General features: G+C 45.7%; 20 protein-coding genes. 9 read left to right on the forward strand and 11 right to left on the reverse strand.

Annotation, left to right across the window (positions count from 1 at the left end; genetic code table 11):
- Nucleotides 1–41 precede the first annotated feature (41 nt).
- Both KO533_RS12990 and KO533_RS12995 read right to left on the reverse strand, forming a co-directional pair.
- Nucleotides 42–560: a hypothetical protein gene (locus tag KO533_RS12990; protein ID WP_219234424.1), complete on the reverse strand. Its 519-nt coding sequence runs from the start codon at nt 558–560 to the stop codon at nt 42–44.
- Between the two features lie 10 nt (nt 561–570).
- Nucleotides 571–1,392, reverse strand: a complete 822-nt coding sequence (locus KO533_RS12995; RefSeq protein WP_168824862.1) for a cytochrome C — start codon at nt 1,390–1,392, stop codon at nt 571–573.
- Between the two features lie 429 nt (nt 1,393–1,821).
- On the opposite strand from KO533_RS12995, the gene KO533_RS13000 reads away from it, so the two are divergent.
- The 3 genes from KO533_RS13000 to KO533_RS13010 all read left to right on the forward strand — a co-directional run bounded on the left by KO533_RS13000 (nt 1,822) and on the right by KO533_RS13010 (nt 4,617).
- The gene (locus KO533_RS13000) at nt 1,822–2,571 is read left to right on the forward strand and encodes a helix-turn-helix domain-containing protein (protein ID WP_105250092.1); all 750 of its coding nucleotides are present in this window, start codon (nt 1,822–1,824) and stop codon (nt 2,569–2,571) included.
- The gene (locus tag KO533_RS13005; RefSeq protein ID WP_113939813.1) at nt 2,564–3,118 is read left to right on the forward strand and encodes a hypothetical protein; all 555 of its coding nucleotides are present in this window, start codon (nt 2,564–2,566) and stop codon (nt 3,116–3,118) included. Before KO533_RS13000 ends, KO533_RS13005 begins: the two co-directional genes overlap by 8 nt.
- A gap of 95 nt (nt 3,119–3,213) precedes the next feature.
- Nucleotides 3,214–4,617, forward strand: coding sequence for a hypothetical protein (locus KO533_RS13010; RefSeq protein WP_028761621.1), 1,404 nt, complete (start codon nt 3,214–3,216; stop codon nt 4,615–4,617).
- Here the strand turns inward: KO533_RS13010 and KO533_RS13015 are convergent.
- The 6 genes from KO533_RS13015 to KO533_RS13040 form a co-directional block, all read right to left on the reverse strand.
- Complete coding sequence (locus KO533_RS13015) at nt 4,598–6,835, reverse strand: PAS domain-containing protein (protein WP_173246598.1); 2,238 nt, start codon at nt 6,833–6,835, stop codon at nt 4,598–4,600. The genes KO533_RS13010 and KO533_RS13015 overlap by 20 nt on opposite strands.
- Before the next feature lie 190 nt (nt 6,836–7,025).
- Nucleotides 7,026–7,733, reverse strand: coding sequence for a TatD family nuclease-associated radical SAM protein (locus KO533_RS13020; RefSeq protein ID WP_173497324.1), 708 nt, complete (start codon nt 7,731–7,733; stop codon nt 7,026–7,028).
- Nucleotides 7,734–7,961: 228 nt separating this feature from the next.
- On the reverse strand, nt 7,962–11,153 hold the full coding sequence (locus KO533_RS13025; RefSeq protein WP_198572829.1) for an efflux RND transporter permease subunit: 3,192 nt from the start codon (nt 11,151–11,153) through the stop codon (nt 7,962–7,964).
- The gene (locus KO533_RS13030; protein WP_212599765.1) at nt 11,153–12,364 is read right to left on the reverse strand and encodes an efflux RND transporter periplasmic adaptor subunit; all 1,212 of its coding nucleotides are present in this window, start codon (nt 12,362–12,364) and stop codon (nt 11,153–11,155) included. The genes KO533_RS13025 and KO533_RS13030 overlap by 1 nt, the downstream gene beginning before the upstream one ends.
- 362 nt (nt 12,365–12,726) lie before the next feature.
- Nucleotides 12,727–13,986 (reverse strand): ATP-dependent RNA helicase SrmB, encoded by a 1,260-nt coding sequence (gene srmB, locus KO533_RS13035; RefSeq protein WP_105250089.1) that lies wholly within the window; start codon nt 13,984–13,986, stop codon nt 12,727–12,729.
- Nucleotides 13,987–14,222: 236 nt separating this feature from the next.
- A complete protein-coding gene (locus tag KO533_RS13040) occupies nt 14,223–14,939 on the reverse strand; it encodes a methyltransferase (RefSeq protein ID WP_219254535.1) in 717 nt (238 codons plus the stop codon).
- Between the two features lie 528 nt (nt 14,940–15,467).
- On the opposite strand from KO533_RS13040, the gene brnQ reads away from it, so the two are divergent.
- The 6 genes from brnQ to KO533_RS13070 all read left to right on the forward strand — a co-directional run bounded on the left by brnQ (nt 15,468) and on the right by KO533_RS13070 (nt 21,410).
- On the forward strand, nt 15,468–16,880 hold the full coding sequence (gene brnQ / locus KO533_RS13045) for a branched-chain amino acid transport system II carrier protein (protein ID WP_219254537.1): 1,413 nt from the start codon (nt 15,468–15,470) through the stop codon (nt 16,878–16,880).
- 120 nt (nt 16,881–17,000) lie between these two features.
- The gene (xerD, locus tag KO533_RS13050; RefSeq protein WP_173497326.1) at nt 17,001–17,903 is read left to right on the forward strand and encodes a site-specific tyrosine recombinase XerD; all 903 of its coding nucleotides are present in this window, start codon (nt 17,001–17,003) and stop codon (nt 17,901–17,903) included.
- Between the two features lie 140 nt (nt 17,904–18,043).
- Nucleotides 18,044–18,769, forward strand: coding sequence for a bifunctional protein-disulfide isomerase/oxidoreductase DsbC (gene dsbC, locus KO533_RS13055; RefSeq protein ID WP_105250085.1), 726 nt, complete (start codon nt 18,044–18,046; stop codon nt 18,767–18,769).
- 94 nt (nt 18,770–18,863) lie between these two features.
- Nucleotides 18,864–20,588, forward strand: coding sequence for a single-stranded-DNA-specific exonuclease RecJ (recJ, locus tag KO533_RS13060; protein ID WP_219254539.1), 1,725 nt, complete (start codon nt 18,864–18,866; stop codon nt 20,586–20,588).
- A gap of 11 nt (nt 20,589–20,599) precedes the next feature.
- Entirely contained in the window at nt 20,600–20,935 is a 336-nt protein-coding gene (locus KO533_RS13065; protein ID WP_258547618.1) for a hypothetical protein, read from the forward strand.
- Between the two features lie 34 nt (nt 20,936–20,969).
- Nucleotides 20,970–21,410 carry a GNAT family N-acetyltransferase gene (locus KO533_RS13070; RefSeq protein ID WP_219254541.1) on the forward strand — a complete coding sequence of 147 codons (441 nt, stop codon included), beginning with the start codon at nt 20,970–20,972 and terminating at the stop codon, nt 21,408–21,410.
- A gap of 72 nt (nt 21,411–21,482) precedes the next feature.
- On the opposite strand, the gene ahpF is transcribed toward KO533_RS13070, so the two are convergent.
- The 3 genes from ahpF to KO533_RS13085 form a co-directional block, all read right to left on the reverse strand.
- Nucleotides 21,483–23,054, reverse strand: coding sequence for an alkyl hydroperoxide reductase subunit F (ahpF, locus tag KO533_RS13075; RefSeq protein ID WP_219254542.1), 1,572 nt, complete (start codon nt 23,052–23,054; stop codon nt 21,483–21,485).
- Between the two features lie 163 nt (nt 23,055–23,217).
- Nucleotides 23,218–23,787 (reverse strand): alkyl hydroperoxide reductase subunit C, encoded by a 570-nt coding sequence (ahpC, locus tag KO533_RS13080; protein WP_105250080.1) that lies wholly within the window; start codon nt 23,785–23,787, stop codon nt 23,218–23,220.
- Between the two features lie 336 nt (nt 23,788–24,123).
- Nucleotides 24,124–25,659, reverse strand: a complete 1,536-nt coding sequence (locus KO533_RS13085) for a leucyl aminopeptidase (RefSeq protein WP_198573862.1) — start codon at nt 25,657–25,659, stop codon at nt 24,124–24,126.
- Between the last annotated feature and the right edge of the window lie 34 nt (nt 25,660–25,693).

Here is a 25,693-nt window from a genome sequence, read left to right on the forward strand (position 1 = left end):
CGATGGATGCCTCTATTTGTTTGGATATGTCATGGGAAGGATTATTGCGGTAGAACTTGGATTAAATCCAGCTCGTTATTGGCTTTTGCACCGTAGATCTGAATCGCGACTTTAATTTGTGCCACTGAACCACTTGGATCCTGCTGAGCCCAATCTAAGCCTGCTATCTCAAATTGATATTGACCGCTTGTGACTTCGGTTAATTTACCGCTGCATTCTCCAAGACTTTGGCAACGATAATTTTGGGTAACATGCCAGTGTTTCCATGCCTTCGGATTCGAGGATTCCTTGGCTTTGTCGGGGAACCCAAAATAGTAAATATCATAGGTTTTAGCCGCAGTGATCGCCTCTTGTTGCGCATCCGTCAGTGAAAATTGAATTGTCCCTGTACTCGAGTCAAATTGCTCAAGCTTGAGATTTATCTGCGTTGCTTCATCAATGTTTATTGCATTTTCGACGGGAGGTGGCTGCGGAGTTTCAGGCTCAGTGTTATTGCTGTCACTGCCACATCCTACGAGCATTAATGTTGCGAGGGTCAATGTGAGTAATGGGTATTTCATCACAGTCTCCTTAATTGAAATGCCCTGTATGGCAAGTGGTGCATTCCATGTCTGTTTTTACACTTGCCGCTGAGCCTAGTGTGCTAGTACTACCGTGACACGTTTGGCAATCTTGTGCATCTGGTGTTGGCTTACTACCAACAAGGGCGCCGATATTCTCCCCTTGATAGGCACGATTCAATACATCGACTAAGTAATAAGCCATAGACGCGGATAAGCGGTAACAGCGTTCACCTTTTTTCGCGAATGGTAAGCCAGAAGCCTTTGACCAGTTACTGATAGATGAGTGACATAACACGCTCTTGGCTTTTGATGAACTGCCCACAAGAGCCGTTTTTTCTGCTGTCGAGCCAATACCAGTAACAAATTCAGGTGAAGATAAAGGGAGCGTTGTATTTTCGTAGTAGCGGAAGGTATTGGCTATCACGGCGTTATTGTGACCATTAATGTCATCTAAAATATTCACTAACATGCCTATCGCATTAAGATTACCGCAGAGTGTGCCTTGACCCGTTACCCCTGCAAAACCATAGGCGGCTAATGCCGTTGGAATTGTTTTGAACTTGTCTGCATCGGCACTATTAGATTGGGCTAGCATAGTCACAACGGCATGAAAAACTTGGTGCATACAACCACCACCCGTTTCATAGGCCAGTTTTGCTGTTGCCATTGCATCAAGTGGAACGTATTTAAGTTTCTCTCCTATCGCTAATTGATATTGACCATCGGCATTCGTTGCCGCGAGAACCGATGTTCCCATGAGTGTTGCACCTGCCGCAGCGGTGCTAATACCAATAATACGGGTTAATGCTTGACGTCTATTTATGCTCATTATGTATTTCCTCTATGTAGGATTACTTCTATTTATCAAATGCTAAAGATAAATTGATGGCGTAAATTCTAAGCATGCTTGAGATAAATATTGTGATTTATGCCGGAGGATATTTGCCTTTTACATGAGCGGTAAATAGCGTCACTAAAATAGAATTAACCGACTTAAATTCTGCATTTTAATTAACTAAACAGATTGCAAGGTGCTCATTGTCCCGATATTTGTTATATTTATGTAAATTTATGCCGAATTTCCCATGTGCTAAATGGCATTTATTCCTGTGAGTTAACGCATGTTTTTGCCTAATAGCGCTGAACTTGGGGGTCGTCTCACGAAAATTAACTATTTGCTGACTTGGGTTAGCAAGATCACATTAATCATTAGTTAGTTTGCATAGACTTAACTTTGTGTTTTTATGGAGTTGAGTGGATGTTGATGCAATTGGGAGACTGCAGGTTTGATCGGGAACGAGGCATACTGATTGAGTTGTCTCGCGATGAATCTTGGCATCTTCCTCGAGCCGAGTTACAAGTGCTTAATTTGCTTGTTGAGCATCAAGGTAAGTTGGTTTCTAAGCACATGCTGAAGACGGGGGATGGAAAGCATCCGCCGCTAACTGATACCTCTGTGGCCCGTGCTGTTTTTATGCTTCGCAGCTTTCTTGGACCTCAATATGAGGGCTTGATTGAAACCGTGAAAGGCCAAGGTTATTTACTCCAACCATCTAATGGGACTGAGTTTAGAGGTGTTAATTACCTCAGATTGCACACAGTGCCTTTGTGGAGTGCCTTAGTGTTATTCGGGTTTATGTTAGCGTTTTCGGTGTTTTATTTGAATCATACGGATCACAGCAAGCCAACCCAAGCACTTATGACCTCAATATTACCTTTGGCTTCTGGCCAGCAAGTACGATTACACTTATTTGCTGATTCCAATACTAATAACACTTTACTCTTCGAGTTAGGTGAGCGCTTAAGTGCAGGATTAATCGCCTGCGGTCAAAGTGATTGGGCTGATGTCTATGCTTCTTTGTCCCATGATAAACAAGTGCTTAATATTACTTTTCGAGGCGAAAAACTCGGTCAGTCAGTGATCCGTAATATTAAAATCAGTGATTTCACTCGACCGAAAACCTTCATCGATGCTGCTTGGCTGCAGGAGGTTAATATCTGTGGCTAAATGGCTAAAGTGGACGATTAATATTGTTATCTTGTCGGCATTGATTATGGCCTGCGGTGTGATATACAAACAGTCGGCTACCAATCAGACGATGATTTTAAATTGCAGCTCTGAATTATTCGACCGCCATTCTAGTGCCAATCCTAGCGGCAGCTCGAGTGTTAGCAGTGACGGTAAATTTTACCTACTCGTGGATGTTTTGATTGCCGCTGACAATACGCAGATCAATTATCGTTACTTTAATATTGACGGTACGAGTGCGGGCAATATTTTAATGCAAGGCAAAGTCGACAGTATTGAGGCCAATAGCATGACCTATAAAGTTACCGTTAAAACGAAAACGGAATCTGAAATTGAAAAGCAAAAAAATTGGCCAGAACATATGAAATATCTATCCTATATCAGCAGCTTACATTTTAATGACTCGGAAATGCACAATCTCAGTATCGAGGTGTTAGATATGGATGACACCAAAGATTATGCCGTGGTCCTTTTTCAGCCTAGCAATACTATTTGTGGATGCAGAATCGTAAATAGTCGAATTTAATCAGTGAATTTGAGTTTATTTCAGTTAAGATTAGTGCTCATTGATTTGTGATTACTGTGGTGAGTCTCCTGTGAGGGATTCATGAAAAGGGTGTTGTGTCTAAGATACGTGTAAAGCAAGAAGAATCCCTGTCGATTAAGTTCAGCCATCAGATGGAAAAGGGCGATAATCGTCAGCTCGATCTCTATTTCTTTTTACCTAAGGAAATGGGCATAGGCTCGCGCACGCTCAATGAAGAAGAGTACTACTACAGCTCAATAGTTGGACGTCGCTCATACTATTCAGAAGGCTTGCACTTACCTCTGGTGCAGGGGCGTTTTGCCAGTTTAAATCGCCGTACTGTTGAAGAGTTCAGATTGTACCTAAATCTCTTCGCCTATCAGTTTGCGGTTGCGGTTGAAAACGATGTTAAAGAACTCAATCAAATCACAGATGTAACCCATTTTTATTTTGCCCTCGACGAATTACGCGAACAAATTGCCCAGTTGCTGAAAAAGTTTCGTCGTAACGAACCAGGTGATCCCAAATGGAAATCTTACTTTGAAAATGCTGATAACTACTTGTCTTGGTTTTGTGAGCAGCAGTTACTCAAAGTGCTCGCTTATGCAACTCGTACCAGTGATTTCAACGATATTTTAGAGCGGGTACTCACGCTCTGCCGTAATGAATGTGCCTATCGTGATGAGCATAAGTACAACTCAGCGCAAACTAAGCAAGATCCTAACCGTATCTCTAATAAGATGTTGTTATTGCGCCGTTTAATTCAACAAGGGGTGGTACTCAAAGAAGAGTTAAAGCCTTTAGGGATTGGCCTTAAAAAGTTTACGACAGGACTGGCGACCGCGTTAGTGATGTTGGTGGTGTCTGCGTTGATAATTCAAGCGCAGGGCGCCTTTAGTGGTTTTACTATTGCACTAGTGCTGACTTTGGCTGTGATCTATGGTTTCAGGGAAATCTTTAAGGACGATGTGCGCAATGCCATGTGGCGATTTATTCAGCGGGGTCGACCACGTTGGAGCCGCATTTTACGGGATACTACGAGTCAGGCGGTTATCGCTAAGCAGTTGGTATGGCTTGAGTTTATGCGTCAGCAAGATCTACCCGAAAAAGTCAGTGACATTCTAAAGCACAGACATAGCCAAAATAAGGTCGATGCGGAAATTCTGCACTATAAAATCGCTACTAAGGTGAATCAGAGTGAATTCCAAGCGGGATATTCGACTATTCAAGAGCAAGTGAGCTTTAGCTTAGTGCCTTTTGCCCGTTATTTAGAACGGGGTAAAGCGAAGATTTATAAGGAAGTTGAAGGCAAAATTAGTTATGAATCGGTTGAGCGGCGCTATCAAGTCAACCTGATTTTAGTGTTGCGAGATGGGCGCGAAGCCCCGCAGTATATTCGCTATAAAATCACCATGAACCGCTCGGCAATCATAGAAATTACCCAGAGTCAGTTGCCTGACTCCGTTAATGCACCCGAATCTACGATTGATGACGAGTAAAGGCCTGACCGATATTCTGATCGTTATTTTGCTTCGCCCGTTTTAGGGCGATTTCGGCATTATTCAAATATTGCTCTAATGTCTGGCCTTCTTGATAACCCGCAATACCAATACTAATACCTTCCCCTAAGCCATTACCATTGAGTTTTTCCATCATATTGAGGGCAAAGTTGTGCGCATGGGTGGCGTCTGTGTCAGGTAACATCACAATGAGCTTCCCTAGCTGCCAATGCAGAATTTGATAATTAGCTGGAATTTCAAGCAATAATTGCACTTCTATTTCTTGCTGACGATTTGCCAGTTGGTCGATATCACTCATGTGGCTTAGCATGCCCTCTGGATTGATATCCATTAACAGTAAGCTTGAGCTGAGACGGCTTGGTGGCGGCAGAGAGTTAAAGTAACGTTCTAAATCTGCCAAATTCAGCAGAATAGTACTGCGATGGGGTACAAGGTTACGCTTCTCTGTGCCTCGACCACGCTCGGCGGCTTGCTCTAAAGTGCAGACGATATAATCAATCTCACCATCGGCGGCCACATGGCCCTTCAATGTGGCTTGCAAACAATTGGAATGCGCCTGTTTAGGTGAGCATAGAATTTGCCCTTGCCACTGACCTTGCATGGCTATCTGAGCGCTGATCCTCTGCCATTGATTGCCTAAATCATTCGCGAGTAATGACGCTAAATCTTGATTTAAATCGCCATTGAGTTGCATTAACGCATCGAATACAGGATTGATTTTAATCAGTTTACCGTTAGCATCTGTGAGGGCTGTCGCGACTGTGTTATCGCATAAAAGCTCACTGAGAAAAGCATTTTGTTTGCTGCTGATTAACTCACTGATGTCCTCAAGGGTGATTAATAGATGTGGTGAGCCTCGGCTCGCCCTTGGTGCTTGGCGGATATGAACGCGTAAAGTAGGGCCATCAATACTCTCTAGACTGATTTCACCAGACCATTGACCTGTTTTATGTACCTGCTCCATTAACTCCGTGTAGGTTTTATCATCGAGGCATAAGGTACGCTGTAGGCTTCGGTCTGTCAGTTCATCTAATGGTACTAAGGTCGCTTGTGCCGCTTTAGTATTGGCACTGATGACTCTGGCATTTTCGTTTACCATCATAAAGCCGATGTCACTATTAAATAAGCCATTAGCAACATCAATACTGTATTGGCGTGAACGCTGTTGTAAGCGATACATGTGGCTGAGTAGTACAACCCAAGCGGCTAAAACCGTTAATATTAACGATGCCACAATGACAATGTTTTGCCATTGTGAGAAACGAGCAGCTATGTCTGAGTTGCGCACATAGGAGAGTAAAAAATATTCTCTGTGAGTCTCAGGTTGGGCAGTTAGTTCGATTTTAAGGTAAACATAAGTGGCTTCTTCACCGTGGAATTGTCCAAAGTTGCTCATGGACATATCGCGCCACAGGGCCGGATAGCTCTGTCTTAAACTTGCTCCTAAGGTCTCTGGCATATTGCTTAGAGGGGCGAGATCGCTCGCGCCAGCATAGAGTAATCCTTGAGTATCAAGCACTAACATAGGGGACTTATTGCTCGAAAAGGCTGGTTTTATGGCCTCCAGCATTTTTACCATAGAGTTGTACGTCACCAGATAACCGATAGAACTCTGATCGGGCTTCTCGAGCCACGCCATTTGATACATATAAGGTTCAAGCATGCCGTCTATCGGAACAAATTCCAGCGGTGAGGTATAAACTTCTTTGCCACCCATGCTCCGACTCGCTCCAAGTAAGGTCGGTGGTAAGGCATCTTTATTGAAATTAGGGGGAGTTGAGAATTTATAGTTACCTTGGGGATCGTACAGTGCAATGCCGAGTAACTCAGGAATATGTTTTACTAGATCTTGCCAGTTTTCCTGCAATTTAAGTTGTTGCTTGGCGGTAGGATTGCTTAAGTATTGTTTTAGCAGTTCCCCATTGGCGAAAATTTGGGTTCGAAATTGCTGAAAAGACACTTTATCTGCGATCAATGAGCCTATGGTTTGCAGTTCACTGTATCTTTGCGTTGCCCACTCTTCTTGCAGGCGTCGTTCACCTAAAGTAATGATTAAGTGAGTTAAAATAATCATGCCAATCACCAGCATAGAAAGCTGGCTTGCAATAGCGAGTAAGCGTTGATGCGACCAATAGATCCCTTGGGTTAAAGAGAGCAGTGGCGCAGCGGGATACGTGCTTGGGTTATTCTTCAGCATGAACCGATTATGAGTGGGTGAACTGTTAATTTCGCTATGTTAACACGAAAGAATTGTTACGACAGTGCCAAGTTACTCAGCAAGATTCCTTGAGTAAAAGTTAAGACGATTCACACATGTACCACTCACGTAATCGACAGTGTTATCTGCTTGGGTGTTTGAGTCGATTTTGGCTGTATTAGAATGCCGTTTAGCCTAAGGCGCCTAATATGCGATGCTTGAATTCGCAGCCGTAGGACTCAACTTGTTCACGACAGATGTCGATATCAACCCCCGCTAATCCTTCGATGGCCGAAACTTGTACCGTTTCAATATAGTGTGGCGCTAATGCGATGAAGGCATGTACGGCAGAATAGGAACCAGCGAGTTTGGGGCGACAATGTTCCATATAGGCGGCTTCATTATCCGCATTGAGGGAAATGGATAAACTATCAACGCAGTTGGCTAGTTCCGGCAAAATATTGCGCCTATGGACTAAATTACCTAAACCATCGGTATTAATGCGTACTCGCCCGCCTCTTTGTTTAATTTCTTTCGCCACCGCCAGCAAGGTTGGAAGATTTAAGGTTGGTTCGCCATAGCCACAAAACACATATTCTTCGAAGTCTTTAACATCGCCAAGCAGTGGAATAATTTCTTCGGGCTTAGGTTGGTGACACAGTGCCAGTTGATATTCGTGGATCTGTTTACTGCCATTATGTTTTGGACAAAACGCGCAGCGCAGGGTGCAGCGACCCGTAATATTAAGGTAGCGACTGCGACGAATATCATAGACAAGCGTTTCAGTCGCACAGGTTTCATTTGTGCAAACTTCATCTGTTATGTGACCGTTCGCTAGGGTTTCTGTGGTGACAACTTGTGGTTTATCAATATTTTGCTTGTGCAGATGCTCAGACATAATGATGGGTTTCATTCTAACGATAGCTGACGACTTAAACACAGTGTAGCGAAAGCCTGATGCGATAACTGTCAACTAGATCGCAACTTGAAAGCTCAAGCCACTCGCGGCAGACTCAAAATGACATAGATGATTGAGAGGTTATTGACTCGCACTGAGGATTAAAAAGAGAGCCTAAGCTCTCTTTTTAAGGTTCAAGATATTGATTAACTGCTTCTAGTTAACTTCCTATAGATAGTCTTTTTTATAGTCAGTGGGGACTGGCGGCTCTAAATGCTCAGGTGTAAAGTCCACTTCATGGTCTTTTTTAGGCTGCCACCACCAATTGAAGAAGCGGCTGCTAGTGCGCTTAACGTCGTCCAGTATGATGTACAGCAAGGGCACTAAAATTAGCGTCACAAGGGTCGAGAACAGGATACCGAAGGCGAGGGATGTCGCCATAGGGATCACTATTTGCGCCTGCAAACTACGCTCGAGAATAATAGGCACTAAGCCGACGAAGGTGGTGAGTGACGTCAGGATGATCGCCCTAAAACGATAACAGCCTGAATCGACCGCCGCCTGTCTGACCGACTGCCCTTGCTCCCGCGCACGGTTCACAAAGTCCACCAAAATCAAGGAGTCGTTCACCACCACTCCCGCTAATGCCACTATGCCGCAGAGACTTAACACACTCATCGCGAGTCCCTGAATTAAGTGACCAAACAGGGCGCCGATAATCCCGAAGGGGATCACAGACATGATGATTAACGGCTGACTGTAGGATTTAAGTGGCACGGCCATCAAAGCATAAATGGTGAACAGCGCAAAGAAGAAGCCTTGCATCAAACCGACCATGGCATTCTGTTCATCCAAACTGCCACCGTCCAGTGCAGTTTGGATTTTAGGATACTTGGCCTGCAATTGTGGCAGGTAATCTTTTTGGATTTCTTGCACTACTTTTGAAGGTTCAACGATGTTTTTGTTAGCATTTGCCGTGATGGTAATCGCTCGCTTGCCGTCAACACGGGTAATTGAGGCGTAGGATTCACCTTTTTCAATTTGTGCCACGGTCGAGAAGGGAACCGAAGTGCCCGTTGGCGTGCGGATCAGCATATTTTCAAGATAACCCACAGTACGACGTTGCTCTAATGGGTAGCGCACCATCACCTTGATTTCTTCTTTATTACGCAAAATCCGTTGGGCTTCGTAACCGTAGAAACCATAACGTACTTGGCGAGCTAAATCGGAAAGCGTGAGGCCAAGGGCTTCTGCTTCTGGGCGTATCTTGAGGCGAATTTCATGGCTGCCCGATGAAAAGTTGTCGGCAATATCGTACACGCCTTCATAGCTGGCGAGTTTTTGCTTCAACTCTTTAGAGGCTGCGGACAGCTCATCGAGGTCACTCGAGGTCAGTCTGAAGGAAATATCGCCACCAGCATCGTTGGTGCTCGCGTTAAAGCTGAGTTTTTTAACCGACAAAAGCTCGGGCAATTGTTCACGCCACGCGGCAGCAATCGTCACGCCATCGACTTCCCGGTCTTCACCTTTCGTCAGTTCGGCAAAAATGAAGGCCGAGGTACGGGAGCTCATATTGATAAAGCTGTGCTTCACCACTTGATAACCGTTATCTTTCTCCATTTTTTCGTTCATCTTGTACAGGGCTTCTTCTATGCTCTGTACCACTTTTAAGGTGTTACCTTCGGAGCTGCCTTCATCCATTTCAAGTTCAACTTGAATAAAGTCTGAGGGAATGTCTGGGAAAAATACCCAGCGCACTTTGCCACTGGCGACTAAGGCAATCGACAGAATCAATACACCGATAAAGGCCGCGACCACGTTGTATCTGTGTTTGATACAGCGCTCGAGGAAGTTGCGATAACTGTGGTGAATAAAGTATTGCACTCTGTCGTTAAAATTGGCTTTTAGGTGGCCAAAGAATCCCTTTGGTGCACCAGGTTTTTTAAACTTCATGTGCGCTAAATGCGCTGGCAGAATGAACTTAGACTCTACCAGTGAGAAGGCTAAACAGAGGATGACCACCATACCGATGGATTTCCAGATAATCCCCATAGGGCCAGAAACCATCAACATGGGAATAAAGGCTGCAATTGTGGTTAATACGCCGAATGTGGCGGGCATAGCCACTTTTTGTGCACCGCGGATCACGTTCTCAACCGAGTGACCGTGTCGTTCGACCTCAGTGTAGGCACTCTCGCCGATGACAATGGCATCATCCACCACTATTCCGAGCACTAAGATAAAGGCGAATAGGGTCAACATGTTGATCGTCATGGAGAAAGGTTCGAGCGGCATGACCAACATAGTGCCGAGGAAACAAACAGGTATTCCCATCATGACCCAAAATGCTAACTTCAGATCGAGGAACATGGCTAAGATGATAAACACCAACAAGGCACCGTAAAACATGTTTGACATCATCATGTCTAAGCGGCCCTGGAGATAGTGGGTCATATCACCCCAAGTATCGAGTTGAGCGTTAGCTGGCAGTGTGGCGCGGCGCTGCTCGACGTACTGTTTAACTTGGTCTGCAATGTCTAAGGCGTTTTGATCATCAATGCTGGTGACTTCAATAATCGCAGCGGGTTTGCCGTTAAAGCGGGTATATTCCAAACGTTCTTCAAAATCATCTTTGATGGTCGCCACTTGTGGCAGCATCACGCGGCTACCGTCGGCGCGAGTTGTGACGACTATATTGGCAAAGTCATCGCCCGTGTAGGCTTGGCCTTTGGTGCGCAATAGGATATCGCCATCTTGAGCACGAATAGAGCCACCTGGTAAGTCTAAGGAGGAGTTTTGCACTGCTAATGCGACCTGCGAGAAGGTCAAACCGTATTCTCTTAACTTATTCTCAGAAACTTCAATACCGATTTCATAATCGCGCACCCCTGTGACTTTCGCACGGGTTACAGCGGGGAGTTGGGTTAAATCGTCACGCACCGACTTAGCCAATTCTTTCATATCGTGGAGTGTCATATCGCCATAAACAGACACCCAAATGACGTTATTCTCTGGCTTGATTTGAGAGATATTCGGTTTTTCGATGTTCACTGGGAAGGTTGAAATTGCATCTAACCGCAGTTTGGCTTCATCGAGAATGGTCTGCACTTCGTAACCGTCTTCAACTTCAACGGTAATCGAGCCAACGCCTTCGCTAGCCACAGAAGTCACTTTCTTGATGCCGTTGATATCTTGGATGGCTTCTTCAATCTTGATATTGATGCCTTCTTCGATTTCCTGTGGCGCCGCACCTGGATAGGCGACGGAAATATTTAATAAATTGAGTTCGAAAGAAGGAAAAACTTCTTTATTAATCAAAATACTGCTGAACAGGCCGCCGATGAGCAGAACACACATTAATAAGTTCGCGGCCACACTGTTGCGGGCGAACCAAGCTAAGATCCCTTTTTGAGTGTCCATTATTTGACTCCAGCGGCCGCAAGACTCGATTCAGGAGTATTTTCTTTTGGTGTCTCAGTGGGCAATGCCGCTTCACCTAAGATTTTGACCATTTGCCCATTTGCCATACTGTTAAAGTGGGTCGTAGCGACGCGTTCGCCCGTTTTTAGACTGTCTTTGATGAACACATTTTCTAAATCACTACGAACCACATTTACTTGGCGCATTTCAATGATATTTTTGTCGCTGACTAGGGCGACTTGGTCGTTACGAACCACATGGCGGGGTAATTTAACTATGCCATCGACAGTGCGGCCCTTGATGACTGCATTGACGAAGCTGCCGTATTTAAGTGGTAAGCTACCTGGCACTTTATTCGCGCGCAGATAGGGATCTTTGATTTCTGCGACTAAATACACCATGCGATTTTCGGCATCGATAACACCTTCACTGCGGATAATATTGCCTTCCCAAGTATTTTCTTTGCCCGCCAAAGAGGCGCTAAGCGTGACTTGGGTATCGGGATTATCGACAGACTCTAAATAGGCTAAATCATCATTAGAAATGGGTAAGCGGATTTCGGCAACGCGAGTGTCATAGAGCTCACCTAGATTAGTGCCTAAGCTAACGTATTGACCTAAATCGACATTTCTAACTTTGATTATGCCATCAAAGGGCGCGCGAATAACCGTGCGCTCAAGGTTACGTTGGGCTCGCGCCAGTGCTGCCTGCGCATATTTTACGTTAGCTTGTTCTTTTTTGAGTTGCGGGATACGTAGACCTAACTCAGGGGGCAAGCCCTTGTCATAGCCTTTGAATTCGATTTTAGCGACTTCACCACGGGCTATTTCTTCGTTCAGTGCGGCGGTGGCTTGGGCCAGCGTCGCTTCGGCTTGCATTAAGTCAGCCTCGTAATCTGAGGGCTCGATTTGCGCTAATTGGTCGCCTTTCTTGACTATGCCACCTGCAACAAAATGAGGGGAGATAGTGAGCATTCTGCCTTGAACTTCGGTCACGAGTTGTGTTTTATACTTTGGGGTAACCACGCCGTAGGAAGGTAAGTTTAGCGATACTGTTTGCTGAGTCACTTGCGTGACATCAACGATAGGAATGGGCATCTCTTCAGGTTTTTGTTCTGGCGCCTCCTTCGTTTGCATTAATAAGGCTGCGCCAAAGACAAACAGCAGCAGAATAAGAAAAGGAGACAGTCTCCTCAGTAGGGTCTTCATCATATAATGGTTAAATCCATGCTAATCGCGTAATGGGGTTAAAGTAGCAGAGTCGGCCACGCCAATAAATTTATTTTTGTAAATTAAATGTTTCTAAAAGTGATGCCGCGACAGATATGCTCATCATGCATCGATATTTGGGCGAAAATTAGAGCAGAAAGGTGATGAAAGGTTCAGTTAGGTAATTGGAATATATTGAAATAAGAATGAATACGTATTGGGGTTAACGGCTCTAAATCCGCCGCATTTCATTCTATATAATTAAACATAGCAGGATATTTTTAGTAAAATCACCCATGTAAGTTATATTTTGGTAATAAAAAAGCCGCATATAGCGGCTTTAGTTTGGTGAATTTAAGCGGGTGTTACTTTTTCTTACGGGCGATTTTACTCGCTTTCTTTGCCGCTTCTTTCTTGCTCGTTTTCTTCGCAGCTTCTTTCGCTTTCACTTTGGCTTTTTTCTTACCCGGTGTGCGCGCTTCTTTATTCTTTGGACGCAGCTCTTCGATCACGCGGCGTTTCAACGGTTGCTCTATATAACGCTCGATTTTACCAACGATACGCATGTCGTGGGCTTCGGCAAGCGAAATCGCGGTACCTTTTGCGCCAGCGCGGCCAGTACGGCCAATGCGGTGGATATAAGTGTCGGCAGAACGTGGCATATCGAAGTTGATCACATGAGTGATATCGTCGATATCGATACCGCGTGCAGCCACATCGGTCGCCAACAGGACATTGACTTCACCTTTAGTAAAGCGACTCAAGGCTTGGAAGCGTTTCTTCTGTTCCATATCGCCACGCATAAAGGCGCAGGGAATACCGACTTTAAGTAACTGGCCTTCTAGGCTAGAAACGATGTCGCGGGTTTTCACAAATACGATAGTCCGTTTGACATCTTCTTGGCGTAGCAGATGACACAACAGCGCAAATTTATGCTCTTTATCATCGGCTAAGTGGATCCATTGGTGGATCTTGGCTTTTTCACTGCGTGGGGCTTCAACATCGATTTCAATCGGGTCGTTTAACACTTCACGGGCAAAACGTTGTACACCGCCGCCTTCTAAGGTGGCAGAGAACAGCATGTTCTGTTTGCGGCCTTGGGCCTCAATAGCAATGGCTTGCACCACAGAAGAGAAGCCCATGTCTAACATGCGATCGGCTTCGTCGATAATTAAGATATCGACTTCTTGGGCGTTGAAATTGCCTTTGTCTAAATATTCCATCAGGCGGCCTGGGGTCGCGACCAGAATATCGACGTTGCCTGCTAAGGCTTCTTCCTGTGGTCCATAAGGAACGCCACCAGTAACGATAGCAATATCTAAACCTTGGCCTGTGGCTAGGTGACTCGCATAACGGTGGATTTGGCTGGCTAACTCACGGGTTGGCGTGAGGATTAGCACCCTTGCTTGTCCAGCAAAACGACGGGGAAAATCGATCAAATGTTGTAGCGATGGCAGTAAAAAGCTCGCTGTTTTACCTGTTCCTGTCGGGGCGCGCGCAAGAATATCTCTTTGCTCTAGGGCGTAAGGAATCGTTTCTTGCTGAATCGTAGTGGGTGAATGATGCCCCATGGCATTAAGCGACTCTAATAAGCTAGGGTCAAGCTGGAAATCTTCAAATTGCATGCGCAGCGTCTCGACGGATAATAGCGAAGCATTATAAAGGTTATGGCGGTTAACTTAAATAACTTATCTAGATCTCCTGTGTTTATCTTCTGAGTCAGTAAAGTTTTATGGTAATTGGCATAAGTTAATTACTTTTAGGTCAATGTATTAGCATTTAATTTGTGGGAAATTGGACCTTTCGTTAAATTTGCCAAACTTAGCTAGCTTTACTTAATGTGTCAGGATTGGACTCGATATCAGTATTTAAGGTAAAAATCTCGAACCAATTGCACCATGGTTTGTGTGTATTGGCCTGAACGTTCACGAATAGTGATATCACTGAGCTTTGGAGCCATTTGTGGATGAGTCTTGTGGGCGAGTACGCAGAGTACTCGATTAGCGCTTTTTCCTACAATGCTGATAAGGTTGGTTATTTCAATCAAATTGAGCTGAGAGTGCGCTAAGATTTCGTCGAAACGGGCCATACTCTGCATTGGTAATATGAGACTTGCTTTTCCTTGTGGTGCTAGGCACACATGAATGGCATCGAGTAGTGCGGTAAAGCTTAAGCTATCTGTGTGACGGGCCATAGCGCGCTGGGATTGTATCGCTTGCGTGCCTTGCTCAAAATAGGGGGGATTACAAATTATGTGTTCAAAATACCCTTGATACTCAGTTTGTTGGCAAAAGTCTTGGATGCTGCAATTAACTAAGGTCAGTCGATTAGCCCAAGGACTATTGTGGAAGTTATGTTGGCAAGCATGGGCGGCATTGGTGTCTAATTCGACACTGGTGATATGTGCTTGACTGCGCTGAGCGGCCATTAAACTGAGTAAGCCGCTGCCTGCGCCTATATCTAAGATTGATTTCGCGGTGGTCAGTTGTGCCCATGCCCCAAGGACGACGCTGTCTGTGCCTACGGCCATGCCGCAATTCATGTCATCGATATGAAATTGTTTAAAAGTGAATGCCATGGGGAGTTAATTTTGCCGTTCTAAAGTGATTTAGGCCCAATATTGGGCGCGCAATATTCTAATTCTAGCCCTCATTTTTAGCTAATGTTTTTAAACAGTCGCATCTGTCCTAGCTGTATGAATTTGTGTCGCCAAATCATTTACTATTTTACGTGGTGATACTGATTTCACTTAATTAACGCTTTAATTTATTGCCTTAGAAACCTTTTATTAGCAGTTAATTAGCATTATTTCGTTTTTTTTGCCTGAACGGACTTGTTGTCTTGTATTGATGCTTTAAGTCTGGTATTAGTTTCGCCCCCATTTTTAATCACTTTTAAGATTAACGGATAGGTAAACGAGTTTGTTGGTGAATTAGTCGTCAGTTAGGCTACATAAACGTTCGCCATCGTTTATAAACTCGGCAGATATCGAACATATTTACCACGGAATTGTGTAAACATAGATTTGCACTCCGGATGGGCTTTGTTTTAGCTATGGCTAATCGACACATAATCACTTAAGTTTGTAAAAAAACAATAAGACAAGATGGGGCTTCCAGTGCAAGACAATCAGATGAGTATCGGAGATACATTAGGCTTAGGTTTTATGACCTTTGCGTTCTTTTTAGGTGCGGGAAACCTAATTTTTCCACCATTCGCGGGTATGTTAGCGGGCGAAAATATGCCCCTCGCCATGTTGGGTTTTTTGATTACCGCCGTAGGTTTACCTTTAGTTGGACTGATTGCCGTCGCTAAGGCTCAAGGTAAGGTTATGGCTATGCTGCCAGTATTTGCAGCAACGACATTGGCAGTCGCGATTTACATTATTATCGGCCCTGCTTTTGCTGCGCCGCGTACGGGATTAGTGGCTTACGAGATTGGCGCTAAGCCATTTATCGATGACACCACGGCAACGTTTTTGCTGTGCAGTTTAGAATTAAACCTGACGCAACTGCTATACACATTAGGTTTCTTCGCTGTCACTATGTTGCTGGCGCTTTTCCCTGGTAAGTTGCTCGATAGCGTAGGTAAAGTATTAACGCCTATTTTATTGATTTTATTGGTCGGATTAGCCGTTTCAGTGCTGTTTTTACCTGCATCCGAAGTAGGCCAAGCTGTGGGGGATTACCAACAGCATCCGCTGACCAAAGGTATTTTGGAAGGCTATAACACTATGGATACGTTAGCATCCTTGATGTTTGGTATGTTGATTATTGATATCCTGCGTAAAAAGGGCATTGACCAACCCAGTGATCAAACTAAGTATCTAATCCGTGCAGCCTTTATCGCCGCCGCTGGTTTAACTTTTGTGTATGTGTCCTTGTTCTTTTTAGGTGCAACCGCCGGCGACATCGCTATCGGCACTAAAAATGGCGGCGAAATATTAACAAATTACGTGACCCGCGAGTTTGGGGAGCTAGGCTCAGTCTTGTTGTCATCAGTCGTGACTTTAGCTTGTTTGACCACTGCGGTTGGACTGGTGAGTGCGTGTTCTGAGTTCTTTAATGAGCTAATGCCTAAACTGTCTTACCGTTTCCTCGTGATCTTTTTAAGCTTGATATGCGCTGTGATTGCGAACGTGGGCCTAAGTCAGTTGATTGCTATTAGTATTCCCGTATTAATGACGATTTATCCTGTGGCTATTGCTCTTGTGGTTGTGACTTTCCTGACCGCTTATTTTGCGAATCCACAGTTTGCACATCGTGCAGTACTGAGCGTGGCACTGTTTTTCGGCATCTTCGATGGTCTTAAAGTGGCAGCGAAAAGTTTGACTGACGCTGATGGTCAAGCCATGAATGGCTTAGCACAGGTTTTTATCCATATAGTGAATGTTATGTCTCCAGTGTTATCTAAGCTGCCACTCTATGAAGAAGGTATGGCTTGGTTATTGCCGACCATTGCGACGATTGCACTGTGTTTAGTATTCGGTCGTGGCCGTGGTCAAACGGCTGCAGCCTAGGCTTTGCATTCTAGTTCTCGTCTTTATGCTTAACTCAGTTAAGCTTATGCAGGCTTAGACATATTTAAATTAATATCAACGGCGTATCATTTGATTACGCCGTTTTTTTATGGAGTATTTGTGCCTAAAACCTATATGCCAGATCCACTTATCGATGCTTTTCTTGATGATCTTTGGTCAAGCAAAGGACTGAGTGATAACACGCTATCGGCCTATCGTACCGATCTACGCCATTTTGATCGTTATCAAGGTCAGCAAGGAGTGACGTTACTCGCGGTTTCTCAGACCGATGTTAGGGCATATCTGGCCTTTAGAGTTGAGCAGAATTTTGCGCGTACCAGTAGCGCTCGGCTGCTCAGCAGCTTACGGCGTTTCTATACTTATCTGGTGCAGACCAAGCAGATTTCAGCCGATCCTATGGCCTTAGTAGAGTCACCTAAGTTAACGCGCCATTTGCCGGATTCTCTGAGTGAGTCGCAGGTTGACCGTTTACTGTCTGAGCCCAATGTGGATGATGCCGTCGAATGCCGTGACAAGGCAATGCTAGAGCTTTTGTATGCAACTGGCCTCAGGGTGAGTGAACTTGTCGGCTTGACCATGGAGCAAATGAGTTTGCGCCAAGGCTTAGTACGTATTGTGGGCAAGGGTGGCAAAGAGCGTCTTGTGCCGCTGGGGGAATTGGCTATTACCGAAGTGGAGGGCTACATGAAATTTGCTCGCCAAGAGTTGCTCGGTAATAAACAATCTGATGTGGTATTTCCGTCGAAACGCGGGCAGATGATGACGCGGCAAACTTTTTGGCATCGGATTAAACTTTATGCTCTGCGTGCGGGGATTGAAACTGCATTATCACCGCACACTTTACGACATGCTTTTGCCACTCATTTGCTCAATCACGGTGCCGATCTGCGGGTTGTCCAACTGTTATTAGGTCACAGCGACTTATCGACCACGCAGATTTATACCCATGTCGCACGGGCAAGATTGCAGGAATTGCATCAACAGCATCATCCTAGAGGCTAAAAAAGGATTTAGTTACAGCATAAATTTGCTTTCCGCGCGGCTTGTCTGTAACTTTTTGCCCCTATACAGGGTCTATTGAATATCTCGAGTTAGAACGGCCCCAATATCTCGTTGTAGTGACACAATTTATAGGATGTCCCATGAAGTTGACCCCAGCATTATCATTAGTTTTTGCCCTCCTAGTTGCACCACTTGCCAGCGCTGCCACTGCGACGTCTCCCGATACCGCTGCGATTAAGCAAAAACTCGGTGAGATGTTAGATGTTGAAGTCATTTCTATGCAGGACTCACCAATTGAGGGCTTGTATCAAGCCATGACCAACCGCGGCGTGCTCTATATTAGCCGTGATGGTTCAAAACTATTCCACGGTAGTGTGTATGATATCGATAAGGGTATGAAAAACTTAACCGAAGCCGCATTAGCGGGTCCGCGTTTAGAAATGATGAAGCCGCTTGAAGAGAATATGCTTGTCTATAAAGCGAAAAACGAAAAACACGTGGTCACTGTATTTACCGATGTTAGCTGTGGTTATTGCCGTAAATTGCATAGCCAAATGTCTGACTACAATAAACTTGGTATTACAGTGCGTTACTTAGCCTTCCCGCGCGCGGGTGTGCCGTCAGCTAATGCCGATGAGATGCAAGCTATCTGGTGTGCTAAAGATCCATTAAAAGCCATGACTGATGCTAAAGCGGGCAGCAAAGTTGCCGCGGCAACATGTGATGCTAAAATTGCTGAGCAATATGCGTTAGGCACAACCTTTGGTGTTAATGGTACGCCTGCAATCGTATTAGAAGATGGCAATATGATCCCTGGTTATCAACCGCCTGAAGACTTATTACGCACCTTAGAGGCACGTCAGTAACAGCCTAAAATGTAAAATTTATCCCACGAAAGGTGAGCTTAAGGCTCACCTTTTTGTTATCTTATTGCCACGATTTCATGAGAGTTTGAGTCCCTTGAACCATAAGATAGTCCGTCGCCCAACCGTTGATGATAGCCATTTACCTGCTCATCTTTCGCCGCTATTGAAGCAGCTTTACGCTCGCCGTGGTGCGCTCACCCACGAATGCGAACTTGTCCTTAAGGGTCTATTAAGACCTGAAACCATGAAGGGCCTGCCTGAAGCTGCGGCGCTTATTGCCGATGCCATGCAGGCGAATAAGTCGATTCTGATCGTGGGTGACTTTGACGCAGACGGCGCCACATCGACCAGTGTGTGTATGTTGGCGCTGCGGATGATGGGCGCGGTGAGAGTGGATTATTTGATCCCCAATCGCTTCGATTACGGCTACGGCTTAAGCCCTGAAATTGTTGCAGTTGCGGCTTCCAAACAGGCTGAACTACTCATCACAGTTGATAATGGTATTTCATCAATTGACGGTGTTGCGGCGGCCAAAGCCTTTGGTATGCAAGTGGTGATTACCGACCATCATTTACCCGGCCATGAGTTACCCGCTGCCGATGCGATAGTGAACCCTAACCAACCGGGCTGTCCATTTGCCAGTAAATCGATAGCGGGTGTCGGCGTGGCCTTTTATTTGATGACCGCATTAAGGGCTGAATTACGGACGCGAAACTGGTATCAAACCCATGGTATTTCTGAGCCTAATTTAGGCACATTACTCGATATCGTTGCCCTTGGCACCGTTGCCGATGTGGTGTCACTCGATGCCAATAATCGTATTTTGGTTGAAGCAGGTTTGCAGCGCGTGCGAGTCGGGCGTTGCCGTGTGGGGATTACTGCGTTGCTTGAAGTGGCGAAGCGAAATCCGGCGCGCATTGTCGCATCTGACTTTGGTTTTGCCGTGGGCCCTAGACTGAATGCCGCAGGGCGACTAGATGAAATGGCACTTGGGGTTGAAACCTTACTCTGCGAAGACATGATGTATGCACGGCGCATGGCGGCAGAGCTTGACGGATTGAATCAAGAACGTCGTGAGCTGGAAGTCGGCATGCAGCAGGAAGCCTTAAAAAGCCTAGAGCACTTAAAGCTTAACGAAGCCGAGTTACCTTGGGGGATTGCTTTATTTCAAGAGGATTGGCATCAAGGCGTGATCGGGATTTTGGCCTCGCGCATTAAAGACAAATACCATAGACCCGTGATTGCCTTTGCCGATGCGGGCAATGGTGAAATTAAAGGCTCGGCGCGTTCGATCACAGGCTTGCATATGCGCGACTTATTGGAGTTAGTGAACACTCGCCATCCGGGACTGATTATCAAATTTGGTGGTCATGCAATGGCGGCGGGTTTATCGCTCAAAGCGGGCAGTTTTGCGACATTTGCCAAAGCCTATGATGATGCGGTGCGTGAGCAGCTTAAACCTGAGTTGTTAACGGGTGAGCTTTGGTCCGATGGCGAGCTCACTCCCGCAGAGTTGAATCTTGAAATGGCTCAGTTACTGCGCAATGCGGGGCCTTGGGGACAAGCTTTCGAAGAGCCGTTATTCGATGGTTACTTTACGATAGTGCAACAACGTCTTGTCGGTGAGCGCCACCTTAAGCTCGTACTCGAAACCCAATGCGGCACTGTGATGCTCGATGCCATTGCCTTTAATGTGGATTTGCATACTTGGCCAGATGCGACGATTAATCATGCTCGTGTTGTGTATAAACTCGATGTGAATGAGTATCGTGGCAATTTTTCGCTGCAACTTATGGTTGAGCAAATCGAAGCTATGTAAGATGACAAGGAGTGAAGTTGAAATCATTATCCGATAAAAAAATCCGCCAGCTACTTAAGCGTTTTGCTTGGATATATGTTGTCTGCTTAAGCATACCGTTTATCTCAACTTTACTCACCACTAAGGCTCAGGGGCAAATGCTACTTATGGGGATTTGGCCCGCAGCCTCCTTGTTTTACTTTCTCGCTTACCGTTATTTAGCTAAATCCTTTAAGTATGAAATCAATCGCCACTTAGCCTTTAGTTATCATGGCGGTGGCACTTTAGCGGGGGCTTTGTATTCGTTAGCTAAAGTGGTGTTATTAGCGATGGCATTTATGATATTCATGAGTGCCAATAACACCTGAACTGACGTTAACGAAAAATTTCGGAGAAAGGAAAATGCAGCAGGAAACAGGATACAGAGTCAGTACAGATCAAGCTGAAATGAATCTTGAGGTTATCCATGGCTTTATTAGTAATAGCTATTGGGCGCAGGGCATGCCAAAGGCGCTGCTACAAAAAGCGTTAGCCAATAGCCTGTGTTTTGGGGTATTTGATAAGGACAATCAACAAGTGGCTTTTGGCCGCTTAATCACAGATAAAGCCACTTTTGCCTATCTTGCCGATGTGTTTGTACTTGAGTCGCACCGTGGCTTAGGCTTAAGTAAGTTGATGATGACATCAATTATGGAACATCCTGAATTACAAGGTTTAAGACGGATAATGTTAGCCACCCGCGATGCCCATGGACTCTACGCGCAGTTTGGATTTAAAGCGGTCGACACCCCTGAAATGCTAATGCAAATTAGGCCTGCTAAGCCTTATCAATGGCTTAGTTAACATCAAAAAAATAGCTAGCAAATGCTGGCTATTTTTTTGCGTTAGCTTTGATGTCTGTTGACGAGTTAAGCCTTAAGCGGCTTTGGTCGCGGCGGTTTCTTCATCGCTGTGGCGAATTAAGTAATCAAATGCGCCCAGTGATGCGGTCGCGCCGCTGCCCATGGCAATGATAATTTGCTTGAAAGGTGAGTTAGTGACATCACCTGCGGCAAAAATACCTGGGACTGAGGTTTGTCCGCGCTCATCGACTATGATCTCGCCCCTTGGGGTTAAATCGATAGTGCCCTTTAACCATTCCGCATTCGGTACTAGCCCAATCTGCACGAAGATACCTGCAAGTGCGACATGGTGACTCTCGCCAGTGGCTCTGTCTGTGTAGTTCAGGCCATTAACCCGAGTACCATCGCCAGTCACTTCAGTGGTCATGGCTTGGGTAATGATTTTAATGTTACCCATAGAAGCCGCTTTACGTTGCAGTACATCGTCGGCGCGCAGGGTTTTATCAAATTCCAGCACAGTCACATGTTCTACTATGTTCGCAAGATCGATAGCCGCTTCGATACCTGAGTTACCGCCGCCGATCACCGCCACACGCTTGCCCTTAAATAACGGGCCATCACAATGTGGGCAGTATGCGACGCCTTTGCCGCGGTATTCTTTCTCGCCGGGGACGTTCATTTCACGCCAGCGGGCACCTGTGGCTAACAATACGGTACGGCTACGTAATTTAGCGCCGCTTGCCAGTTCAAGCTCGAACAAACCGTCAGTCGTCAATGACACCGCTTTTTGGTTGTCCATGATGTCAACTTCGTAGTCTCGTACATGGGCTTCAAGGTTTGCCACTAGTTTTGGACCTTCGGTCGCTTTGACCGAAATAAAGTTCTCGATACCGACGGTTTCAGCCACTTGTCCGCCAAACTTGTCGGCAACAATACCGGTGCGAAGTCCTTTACGTGCTGCATAAATAGCTGCCGCTGCGCCGGCTGGGCCGCCGCCAACGACTAAGACTTCGAATGGCGCTTTTTCATTAATTTTATCGGCCTTACGGCTTGCGGCATTGGTATCCAGTTTATTGAGGATCTCGCCAATGCTGATACGGCCGGCTGCAAACACTTCGCCATTTAAGTAGACAGAAGGCACAGCCATAATGTTTTTGCTGGTCACTTCTTCTTGGAACAGGGCACCGTCGATCATCACGTTGGTGATATTCGGGTTAATGGCCGCCATCATGTTCAGTGCCTGTACTACGTCTGGGCAGTTTTGGCAGGTCAGTGAGACGTAAGTTTCAAAGGCATATTTGCCTGGCAGATTGCGGATCTGCTCAATAATATCATCGCTGAGTTTGATTGGGTGTCCACCCGTGTGCAGTAATGCCAGCACGAGTGAGGTAAATTCGTGACCCATAGGCAGACCAGCAAAGCTGATTTGCGTATTAAGCTCTGGGTTAATCACTGTCATCGCCGGGATGCGTTCGCCCTGAACTTCTTTCAGGCTCACCAGAGAAGATAGGCTGACAATGTCTTGCGCTAAGCTTTTTAATTCTTGAGACTTTCTACTTTCATCTGCAGACACGACAAGTTCAACTGGTCTCTTGAGGTTTTGCAGATAGGTTTGCAGTTGATTTTTTAAATTCGCATCTAACATGTGATGACTCCAAAATCGCTTAAAAGGGAGAAGTAAGGGGGCCAGTCTAGGCCCTTGCAGGGGCGGGCTTAATCCTTTGCTGCGTGGCGCTACAACTGTGTTGGCTGTAACGCCAATCAGCTTGGGATGCTAGACTGGCGGGGTTGAGGCTTTGCAGGCTAAATTAGATTTTGCCAACGAGGTCTAAAGACGGTGCTAATGTTTCGTCACCTGGTTGCCATTTAGCTGGGCAAACTTCGCCATCGTGAGTAGCAACATATTGAGCAGCTTGAATTTTACGAACTAGCTCTTGAGCGCTACGGCCGATGCCTAAATCGTGAACTTCGCTGACCTTGATTTGGCCTTCTGGGTTAATCACGAAAGTACCACGTAGTGCTAAACCGTCTTCTTCAATCATCACGCCGAAGTTACGGCTGATAGTGCCTGTTGGGTCAGCCAGCATTGGGAAGTTGATCTTCTTGATGGTGTCTGACGTGTCATGCCATGCTTTGTGAGTGAAGTGAGTGTCAGTTGATACTGAGTAAACTTCAACACCCATTCCTTGCAGTTTTTCGTAGTGATCAGCCATGTCGCCTAATTCAGTTGGGCAAACAAAGGTAAAATCTGCTGGGTAGAAGAAGACAACAGACCATTTACCTAACAGGTCTTGTTCAGTTACTGGAACGAACTCACCATTGTGGAATGCAGTGGCTTTGAATGGTTTGATTGTGCTGTTGATAATTGATTGAGTCATTTTATGCTTCCATTTAGTTGATGATGGCTTAAGTTCATAACGAGGACATTTGCTTGCGTCCTGTCGATGTGAAGCATATTACCGACTCGATTAAAATTAAGATAACGGATAAAAACTATTATCTTAATCGGTTTAGTAGAATGATGATGCGATTAGGTCGGACTCAATCGGTTTTTCTGCGACTGCTGCGGGTTTGGCGTGATTGGGTGTAGTTTGGATTTAGCCGGCTGGTTTTTGTTGATTGAGATAAGATAAATTTCGAGCATAAAAAAGGGATACCAATGATATCCCTTAAAGTGTAAATACAATTAAAACAAGATAGTGAGGTTCTAGGTTCTAGTTCTGTGCTTTGGGTTGAGTTAACCAAGTGCTGAGTAAGCGCACGCCGTAACCTGTTGCCCCCGCAGGCACAACAGCGGTATCGGTGGCGGTTAAGGCATTGCCCGCGATATCGATATGTGCCCAAGGCTGTTCGCCCGCAAAGCGTTTTAAGAACATGGCCGCAGAGGAAGCACCCGCGCTGCCTTCTTTACCTGTGTTTGTGAGATCCGCGATAGTGGATTTAAGCTCATCCGCATAGGCTTGATCTAACGGTAAGCGCCAGACCTTTTCGCCAACCTGTTGACCTGCATAAGTTAGCTGCTGCACTAAAGGCTCAGAATCGGTAAACAAGCCTGCGTAAACATTGCCTAACGCACTCACTTTTGAGCCAGTCAGTGTCGCAACATCGATAATCACTGATGGCTTATAATTTTCTCTTGCATACCAGAGGCCATCGGCCAGCACTAGGCGACCTTCGGCGTCGGTATTGAGCACTTCAACGGTGAGACCTTGGGCGGTTTTAATCACATCACCAGGGATCATTGCATGACCCGATACCATGTTCTCCGCCATGGGCATAATCGCCACTACGTTGACTGGCGCTTTTTGAATCGCCATGGCTTTAATAGTGCCAAGCACTGTGGCTGCACCTGCCATATCTGACTTCATCCGCGCGATTGAAGTACCTGTCGCCTTAATATTGTAACCACCCGAGTCGAAGGTGATGCCTTTACCGACCAGTGCGATTGGCGCGTCTTTGCTACCAGGCCAATGGGCGACCACTAACTTAGGTGGGCGCTCGCTGCCTTTACCTACAGCAGCTAAGGCGCCCAGTTGTAGACGTTCGATATCTTTGGCTTCTAATACCGTGACTTTAACGCCGAGGGATTTGAGTTTTCTGGCTTCGTTAGCAAAGCTGTCGGGATACATAATGTCTGCAGGTGCGTTTGTCAGATCGCGTGCTAAAAACACACCTGCTTCAACCGCTTGCAGATTTTTATGGTGTTTTTGGTTGCGACTTAAATCATCGACAGCGATTTGGTAATTCTTCTCGGCACGGGGGCTCGCTTTGAACTGAGTGTAGCGATAACTGCGTAGTTCAATTCCGTGGGCAAGCTCAGAGGCAAATAGCGGCGCGGCCGTTAAGCCTTGGGTGAGTACACGCACTGTGGCTTGGGGAACCGTATCGAGTTTGGCCGCAACATTGCCACCGATTGTATTAATGTCGCCGGGCGTTAAGTTTTTTGCATCGCCAATGCCGACCAGTAAGACCCGTTTAGCATCAATTTCGCTGGGTACCAAAATCTCGAGGATTTCCCCCCGTTTGCCGGAAAAAATATTATCCGCCGTTGCTAGGTTTAATTGATCTTGGGTCGACTGAGGTAAAAAGTCGATCCCATAGGTAGTAGAATCAGCGCTTTGGAATAGCACTAATGTATCTGAATTCAGTGAGCTACGAGTGTCAAAACTAAAACTTTCGGCGTTAGCATTGAGAGAGTTAAGGCACGCCAGAGCCATAACGCTTAACATCAATTTATTATTATTTTTCATGGTGACAGCTCATATCATGGAAGTGTGAGAAGAA

It is taken from the genome of Shewanella sp. NKUCC05_KAH (assembly GCF_019345585.1).
Taxonomy (GTDB): domain Bacteria; phylum Pseudomonadota; class Gammaproteobacteria; order Enterobacterales; family Shewanellaceae; genus Shewanella; species Shewanella oncorhynchi.

Bases quoted from the DNA above. Each gene is read 5' to 3' on its own strand.
- KO533_RS12990 (WP_219234424.1), bottom strand. From the start codon at position 560: ATGAAATACCCATTACTCACATTGACCCTCGCAACATTAATGCTCGTA.
- KO533_RS12995 (WP_168824862.1), bottom strand. From the start codon at position 1,392: ATGAGCATAAATAGACGTCAAGCATTAACCCGTATTATTGGTATTAGC.
- KO533_RS13000 (WP_105250092.1), top strand. From the start codon at position 1,822: ATGTTGATGCAATTGGGAGACTGCAGGTTTGATCGGGAACGAGGCATA.
- KO533_RS13015 (WP_173246598.1), bottom strand. From the start codon at position 6,835: ATGCTGAAGAATAACCCAAGCACGTATCCCGCTGCGCCACTGCTCTCT.
- KO533_RS13020 (WP_173497324.1), bottom strand. From the start codon at position 7,733: ATGTCTGAGCATCTGCACAAGCAAAATATTGATAAACCACAAGTTGTC.
- KO533_RS13025 (WP_198572829.1), bottom strand. From the start codon at position 11,153: ATGGACACTCAAAAAGGGATCTTAGCTTGGTTCGCCCGCAACAGTGTG.
- KO533_RS13030 (WP_212599765.1), bottom strand. From the start codon at position 12,364: ATGATGAAGACCCTACTGAGGAGACTGTCTCCTTTTCTTATTCTGCTG.
- srmB (WP_105250089.1), bottom strand. From the start codon at position 13,986: ATGCAATTTGAAGATTTCCAGCTTGACCCTAGCTTATTAGAGTCGCTT.
- KO533_RS13040 (WP_219254535.1), bottom strand. From the start codon at position 14,939: ATGGCATTCACTTTTAAACAATTTCATATCGATGACATGAATTGCGGC.
- brnQ (WP_219254537.1), top strand. From the start codon at position 15,468: ATGGGGCTTCCAGTGCAAGACAATCAGATGAGTATCGGAGATACATTA.
- dsbC (WP_105250085.1), top strand. From the start codon at position 18,044: ATGAAGTTGACCCCAGCATTATCATTAGTTTTTGCCCTCCTAGTTGCA.
- KO533_RS13070 (WP_219254541.1), top strand. From the start codon at position 20,970: ATGCAGCAGGAAACAGGATACAGAGTCAGTACAGATCAAGCTGAAATG.
- ahpF (WP_219254542.1), bottom strand. From the start codon at position 23,054: ATGTTAGATGCGAATTTAAAAAATCAACTGCAAACCTATCTGCAAAAC.
- ahpC (WP_105250080.1), bottom strand. From the start codon at position 23,787: ATGACTCAATCAATTATCAACAGCACAATCAAACCATTCAAAGCCACT.
- KO533_RS13085 (WP_198573862.1), bottom strand. From the start codon at position 25,659: ATGAAAAATAATAATAAATTGATGTTAAGCGTTATGGCTCTGGCGTGC.